We start from the raw sequence: 6,359 nt of genomic DNA on the forward strand, positions 1-6,359 counted from the left end.
ACCCACAGGTGTAACAGGCTTATTATTTGGCAGGCAGGTTATACGGCTGGCTATTAACTATCGTTAACAGTGCGGGAATAACTTATGTTATCGTCTGCTTGGGCAAAAGCATTACAGTTTGTAAATTTAGAATACCGGCATCCTTATAATCGAAACATGATTTTAACTAAATAAAAACCGGCATTTAGCAACTTTTTTAATGTTCGCAAGTCTAACCAACCGTTTATAACTCAAACATACCAATATGAAAAAACACATAATAAAATGGATGAAAAGCCTGGGTGTATTACTTATCTGCATAACACTATCTGCACAACTGCAGGCACAAGACGAGAAACAAGATAAAGCAGCCGCTGTAAAACAATTAGTTGAAAGCAAAAATTACCAGTTTGTTGCAGAAACAATGCTGCCGCAAAGAGGCCGTGTAAGGCCGCTTACATTTGGCTACGACATGATTGTTTCACCCGATACGCTTTCCGCTAACCTTCCCTTCTTCGGCCGTGCATTTACCGCCCCAATCGGCTCAACCGATGGAGGGATACAGTTTACCACAACAGAGTTTGATTATACTATTGTACCTAAAGACAAAGGCGGGTGGGACATTACGATTAAACCTAAAAACGCGAAAGACGTAAGGCAAATGCTGCTGAACATAACAGAAAGCGGTTATGCTTCTTTACGGGTGATTAACCTTAACAGAGACCCTATTTCATTTAACGGGTACATTAAGGAAAGACCAAAAAAGTAATGCTATGCTCAGGCATGGCCTGTAAGCGCCTGCTGATGTTTGCGGCGCATACGGCCTGCAATAATGCTGATGATAAATAGCTGCACGGCATGGTACATCATTAAGGGCAACAATACCAGGCCCGTGCCCGCAGGCCCGGTAAACAGCACTTTTGACATTACCGAACCATGCACCAGCGATTTTTTTGAACCGCAGAAAAGCGCTGTAATGCTGTCTTCCCGGTTCAGGTGCAATAGCCGGGAGACTAGCCAGATTGCGCCGTAGGCTATAAACAGCAAGGCAGTAACCATCAGCAGCATCGCCAGAAGATAAACAGGCCCAAAGCCGTTAAATATGCCGCTGCTAAATGAGTCACAGAAGGAACAATATACAATCAGCAGTATGATAAACTGGTCAAACAATTTAAGCTGCTTTTTTACTGAGGCGGCATAACTGCCCAGTCTGCCATGCAGCAGAAGCCCTGCTGTTACAGGCAACAAAACCTGTAACATTAGTTTGCCCGTTATATCTGCCAGGTGAAAACCCGAAGCTTGATGCTGCATAAAAAAACTCATCCACAATGGGGTAATAAATATGCCCAGCAGGCTGGATATGCTGGCATTGAAAATAGCACCCGGCACATTACCTTCTGCCAGCGAAACCATTACAACGGATGATGATACCGTGGAAGGCAGTACCGCTAAAAAGAAAAAAGGCAGCCATACTTTTTGCAGAAAAACCGTAACAAACAATGGCTTTAGCAATATAATAACCAGCGGAAACAAAACGAAGGTGGAAAGGTGCACCAACAGGTGCAGCCGCATATTGGTAAGGCCGCTTTTTAATTTCTCCGGGCCAAGCTGTATGCCGTACAACAAAAAAATTATTGACACACCCACACCTGCAATTTCATCCAGGTGAAAAGGGCTTTGTTTGGTGCCCGGGTAAGGTACAAGCCAGGCCAGTAATACTGTTAACAGCAGCGCCAATACAAAAGGTTCTACAAGTCTTCTTTTCATGCCCTGTTTTAAATACTATGGGCGAAAGTAAATGAAAAGGGCGCTGGTATTCGCCATTCAGTTTAATTATTGTGCGAAAAAACAGGTTACTGCAGAGCAACCTGCCATTATCTGCTTTAAAAATCCAACCTGTTACAGGCAACTGTAATGTACCTTCTCCTCTTTACCGGATTGAATGCTCCGGTAAACAGCCTCAATGACCTGTATATCCTGCAACCCTTCCTCGGGCTCAATCATAGATGCTTTGTTCTCTCTTATACATTCGGCTACATGTTCCAGCATAATGGTTTTTATCTCTTTTGTTTCGTACTCCAGGGGATTATTGTTTACACTTAACTGTATGCCTTCGTATTTATACGCATTTTCCATTTTAAGCTCTGCTGAAGCAAATGAAATATTCAAATCGCTTACATCACTGTTATAGCTGCAATAACCTTTGGCCGTGATGCCGTTACTGTAATGCATTTCCCATTCCAGCGATTCTTCCACTTCCTTAAACATGTCTGGCCGCTGCTGTATTTTTCTGGCATAAACACTTACTGGTTTCTGCTGAAACAGTTGCCGGTACGCATTTACAATGTATATCCCCATATCCATCATTGCGCCACCACCGGCCAGTTGTTTGTTAAGCCGCCAATCGTCTTCACGGTTAAGATAAAAGCCGTTGCTGCTGCTTACTGACTGAACCGGCCCGTACGTATGCTGCCGGCAGATGCGTTTAACCGCCCGGTGATGTGGCTCAAAATGCAGGCGGTACCCAATAAACAGGCGCACATTGTTTTTACGGCATGCTTCAATCATGGCTTCGCAGTCCGCTGCCGATACGGCCATCGGCTTTTCGCATAATACATGCTTGCCTGATGCGGCGAATTTTTCGCAATGCTCTCTGTGTAGCTTGTTGGGCGTTATAACGTAGGTTAGCTGAACATTGTCATCATCTTTCAGTTTGTCGGTTTCATCGTAGTAGTAAACCTGTGACGCTTTAAGGTTATATTTTGATGCGATGTCTTCTTTCTTATGGCTGTCGTCTGTAATTACGGCTGCCAGTTCACAATGCGGGGTAAGCTCCAACGCCGGGATAATTTGAGTTTCGGCGTACTCTCCCAGTCCGGCTATAGCAATGCCTAAAGATTTTTTGTTACGCATGACTGTTTGATTTGTTACAGTCTTCTGCTTTCAAAAAACTATCCAAAAAGGCAGGGCGTGGGCGGCGGCATTTGATATAAAAAAAGATGCTATATATCAGGGCAATACATTGCAACCTTGCGGAACATTCTCTACAAAAACTAACTACCGTTTTATGTTTAAACGGTACATGAAGTCAATAAGAAACCCGTACTGTTTGCCTGGCTGAACGGTTTGCAGTGTAAAATCGGTTAGTATTATGCTTAAGTCATAAATGCCGGTATGCGGCACCTTAAAATCATAGGAATAGCCACTGGTTGTGCTGGTAAGATCAGCCACCACGGAAATATTTTTCTCTTTGCTTTTGAATATAATTTTATTCAGTCTCTTGCGGGTATTAAACCAGAAGTGTATTACATCTCCCTGCTTTGCATAAATAGTGTCGCCGGATGGTCCATATGCGGTAATGCTGTCTTCCTGTGCGCCAAGGGAGAAAACGGGTAACAGTTTAAATGCTTCCCAGCTAAGTGTATCTTTCAGCAGTTGCCATGCGGATTGTTTAGGGTAATGGTCACGGATCATTTTTTCGGGGTCAGTTAAAAAGTACCAGTCATTCCTGCGCTTTATAAATGTTTGTTCACCTTCCTGTGTATAACCACTGGCCCAGGTAGCATCTATCAACTGCCACCTGCCACCTAACCAAACGGCGTTCCACGCGTGGTTTACTGTAAATTTCTCACTTTGCGGTATAGCATGAACGGTACTGCTACCATAACCCGGAATTTCGATGGCCTTTACGCCAATCCCTTCGCAGAGCTGCTCAAAAAGGTTGGTATAGCCTGCGCAAATGGCTGTTTTATATTTTAGTGCGGAATCAATGTTAATGTTCTTTCCCCTGCTGTCTTTTTCATCGTAAGCCATGTTCGCCGTAAGCCAAACATACACTGCCTTCAGCCGGGATAGCGTATCTGCAAAACGATGATTAACTGCCAGTGTAAGCAGCTTTAAATCCTTACTGTTTTGTATGGGTGGCTGCATGCGTACAAACTGCTCAACCTGCCACCACTCCGCAGGCGGCTGTGCCTTTAAACAGGTTAGCGGAAAAAGCAGTAAACCGGCCAGGCAGGCAATTCTTAACAGCATACTTAAAATTAAAAAACCTTCCCGGACCGGGAAGGTTTTTAACGTATGCTATGCGTTACAGGTTAATTCTTCATCATCGCCACAAACTCATCAAACAGGTAACGGGAGTCGAAAGGCCCAGGTGTGCTTTCAGGGTGGTACTGCACGCTGAAAGCAGGTTTATCTTTCAGGCGTATGCCTTCAATACTTGAATCGTTCAGGTTTACATGCGTTACCTCCACATTAGGATGATTGCGCACAGCATCAGGCTGCACACCAAAGCCATGGTTTTGTGTGGTTATTTCGCATCTGCCGCTTATAATGTTTTTTACAGGATGGTTAAGGCCCCTGTGGCCATGGTGCATTTTAAATGTGGGTATATCATTTGCCAGCGCCAGCAACTGGTGGCCAAGGCAAATGCCAAAAACAGGTTTATTCTCATTCAGAATCTCCTTCAACGTTTCTACAGCGTAGGGCATCGCGGCAGGGTCGCCGGGGCCGTTGGAGATAAAGTAACCATCGGCATTAAACTCTTTCAGCCTGCTTAATGGTGTTTTTGCCGGGTGCACTTTTACATGGGCGCCGCGTTCCACCAGGCAGGTGAGAATGTTTTGTTTAACGCCAAAGTCCAGCACTGCAATTTTTAATGTTGAGGCTGGGTCGCCAAGCTCGTATTCTTCTTTGGTACTTACCACACTGGCCAGCTCAAGACCATCCATATCAGGGCATTTATCAAGTTCAGCTTTTAGCTGGCCCAGATCAAGAATTTCTGAAGAAATAATGCAGTTCATTGCACCTTTGGTGCGTATATGCGCCACCAGTGCACGTGTATCCACATCTTCAATTGACACTATGCCATTCTGCTTAAGATAAGCATCCAGCGAGTCGGTTGCCTGGTAGCGGGAATATTTGTCTTCCAGGTTCCTGCCTATCAGGCCACGTATTTTAACGGTGGCACTTTCAATGTCCTTTTTGTTAACGCCGTAGTTACCGGTATGCACGTTGTTCATAATCAACACCTGGCCATAATAGCTGGGGTCTGTAAAAACTTCCTGGTAACCCGTCATGCCGGTGTTAAAACAAATTTCTCCGGTGGTGGTGCCTATTTTACCGAATGCTTTGCCATGAAAAACATGGCCATCGGCTAACATTAAAACCGCAGGTTGCTGTGCTTGGGGCATTTTTAGAACTGATTTTTTTCAGGGTGCAAAAAAAGCACAAACCTGTTAATTTTCCGGCATAAACTTTCGCATAGCCCAAAAAAGTAACATTTAAAAAATAACAGTTGTAAGCTTTGATGGTTTAGCGGCCACTTGAAAGTAAGCAGGTGAGTGGGAAATAGCGAGTGGGAAAGGTAATATTTAAGTACTTCGTACTTGTGTACTTGTCCATCGTACATCCCACATCAAACATCTAACATATTACAGGTACTTCGTACTTCAAACTTCGTACTTGCTTTTTGGGGGTGTCCCCAAGCTGCGCAAGGGGTCGGGCTTTCCGCTATTACTCCGGCACAAAGCCCATGCACAAAACCTTCACCGGGGTAACCGCTTCAATCCCTCACCCGGTGGTGTAACAGGCCGCTTCTTTTGATAGATTGTGTTAGCTGTTATTACCTGCCACCACCCGCTGTATGCAGTTGCCATTTTATTTACTATTTTACAAACATGGGCAAACAAAGCGCAGGCATTTTACTGTTCAGAAAAAACAAAGATGGGTTGCAGGTAATGCTGGCACACCCGGGCGGGCCATTCTGGGCTAAAAAAGATGCAGGCGCCTGGAGCATTCCCAAAGGGGAGTTTGACGATGGAGAAGACATACTTCATGCTGCACAACGGGAATTTAAAGAAGAAACGGGTGTTGAGCTTAAAGGAAATTTTATTCCCCTACAGGCGGTTAAGCAGAAAAACGGCAAGCTTGTTCATGCTTTTGCGCTGGAAGGGGATATGGATGTGACAACAATCGCATCCAATACTTTTACCATAGAATGGCCGCCACACTCGGGCACCATGAAAGAGTTTCCTGAGATTGACCGCTGTTCATGGTTTTCTGTGGATGAGGCAAAAGAAAAAATTAACCCGGCCCAGGCAGCCCTGGTTGATGAACTGGCCCTGATGATGGATCGTTAGCCAGCATTGGCAAAGCTGATGAGCGTCGGGAGAATGTCATCAAGTTAAGCAGTTGAAGTTAGGTTGAGCTTGGGAAAACCGGGTTATGAAAACCTTTTTTATGACTCCCCGTAGCGTGTTGCACTTTCGGGTGAGGGATTGAAGCGGTTACCCCGGTGAGGCCCTGGCAGCAGAGCCTTGTGCCGGAGTAATAGCGGAAAGCCCGACCCCTTGCGATAGCTTGGGGGCACCCCCAAA

Annotated in this window: 6 protein-coding genes; 2 read left to right on the forward strand and 4 right to left on the reverse strand. The window is 45.1% G+C overall.

Features of this window, described 5'->3' with window-relative positions; translation table 11 throughout:
- The first annotated feature begins 244 nt into the window (after positions 1–244).
- Positions 245–748 (forward strand): DUF4251 domain-containing protein, encoded by a 504-nt coding sequence (locus F0364_RS23895; RefSeq protein WP_153800346.1) that lies wholly within the window; start codon positions 245–247, stop codon positions 746–748.
- An 8-nt stretch (positions 749–756) separates the two neighbouring features.
- Here F0364_RS23895 and F0364_RS23900 read toward each other — a convergent pair whose 3' ends face one another.
- The 4 genes from F0364_RS23900 to carA all read right to left on the reverse strand — a co-directional run bounded on the left by F0364_RS23900 (position 757) and on the right by carA (position 5,174).
- Complete coding sequence (locus tag F0364_RS23900; protein WP_153800347.1) at positions 757–1,746, reverse strand: bile acid:sodium symporter family protein; 990 nt, start codon at positions 1,744–1,746, stop codon at positions 757–759.
- Positions 1,747–1,878: 132 nt separating this feature from the next.
- Positions 1,879–2,892 carry a Gfo/Idh/MocA family protein gene (locus F0364_RS23905; RefSeq protein ID WP_153800348.1) on the reverse strand — a complete coding sequence of 338 codons (1,014 nt, stop codon included), beginning with the start codon at positions 2,890–2,892 and terminating at the stop codon, positions 1,879–1,881.
- Between the two features lie 144 nt (positions 2,893–3,036).
- Positions 3,037–4,014 carry a transglutaminase domain-containing protein gene (locus F0364_RS23910; RefSeq protein ID WP_153800349.1) on the reverse strand — a complete coding sequence of 326 codons (978 nt, stop codon included), beginning with the start codon at positions 4,012–4,014 and terminating at the stop codon, positions 3,037–3,039.
- Between the two features lie 62 nt (positions 4,015–4,076).
- Positions 4,077–5,174 (reverse strand): glutamine-hydrolyzing carbamoyl-phosphate synthase small subunit, encoded by a 1,098-nt coding sequence (carA, locus tag F0364_RS23915; protein WP_153800350.1) that lies wholly within the window; start codon positions 5,172–5,174, stop codon positions 4,077–4,079.
- A gap of 486 nt (positions 5,175–5,660) precedes the next feature.
- Here carA and F0364_RS23920 point away from each other — a divergent pair, with 486 nt between their 5' ends.
- Positions 5,661–6,122, forward strand: a complete 462-nt coding sequence (locus F0364_RS23920) for an NUDIX hydrolase (protein ID WP_153797092.1) — start codon at positions 5,661–5,663, stop codon at positions 6,120–6,122.
- Positions 6,123–6,359 lie beyond the last annotated feature (237 nt).

The organism is Foetidibacter luteolus, assembly GCF_009650435.1.
Taxonomy (GTDB): domain Bacteria; phylum Bacteroidota; class Bacteroidia; order Chitinophagales; family Chitinophagaceae; genus Foetidibacter; species Foetidibacter luteolus.

What these genes read in the sequence shown, in the direction of transcription:
- F0364_RS23920 (WP_153797092.1), top strand. Translation starts at nt 5,661, where the DNA reads ATGGGCAAACAAAGCGCAGGCATTTTACTGTTCAGAAAAAACAAAGAT.
- F0364_RS23900 (WP_153800347.1), bottom strand. Translation starts at nt 1,746, where the DNA reads ATGAAAAGAAGACTTGTAGAACCTTTTGTATTGGCGCTGCTGTTAACA.
- F0364_RS23895 (WP_153800346.1), top strand. Translation starts at nt 245, where the DNA reads ATGAAAAAACACATAATAAAATGGATGAAAAGCCTGGGTGTATTACTT.
- F0364_RS23910 (WP_153800349.1), bottom strand. Translation starts at nt 4,014, where the DNA reads ATGCTGTTAAGAATTGCCTGCCTGGCCGGTTTACTGCTTTTTCCGCTA.
- F0364_RS23905 (WP_153800348.1), bottom strand. Translation starts at nt 2,892, where the DNA reads ATGCGTAACAAAAAATCTTTAGGCATTGCTATAGCCGGACTGGGAGAG.
- carA (WP_153800350.1), bottom strand. Translation starts at nt 5,174, where the DNA reads ATGCCCCAAGCACAGCAACCTGCGGTTTTAATGTTAGCCGATGGCCAT.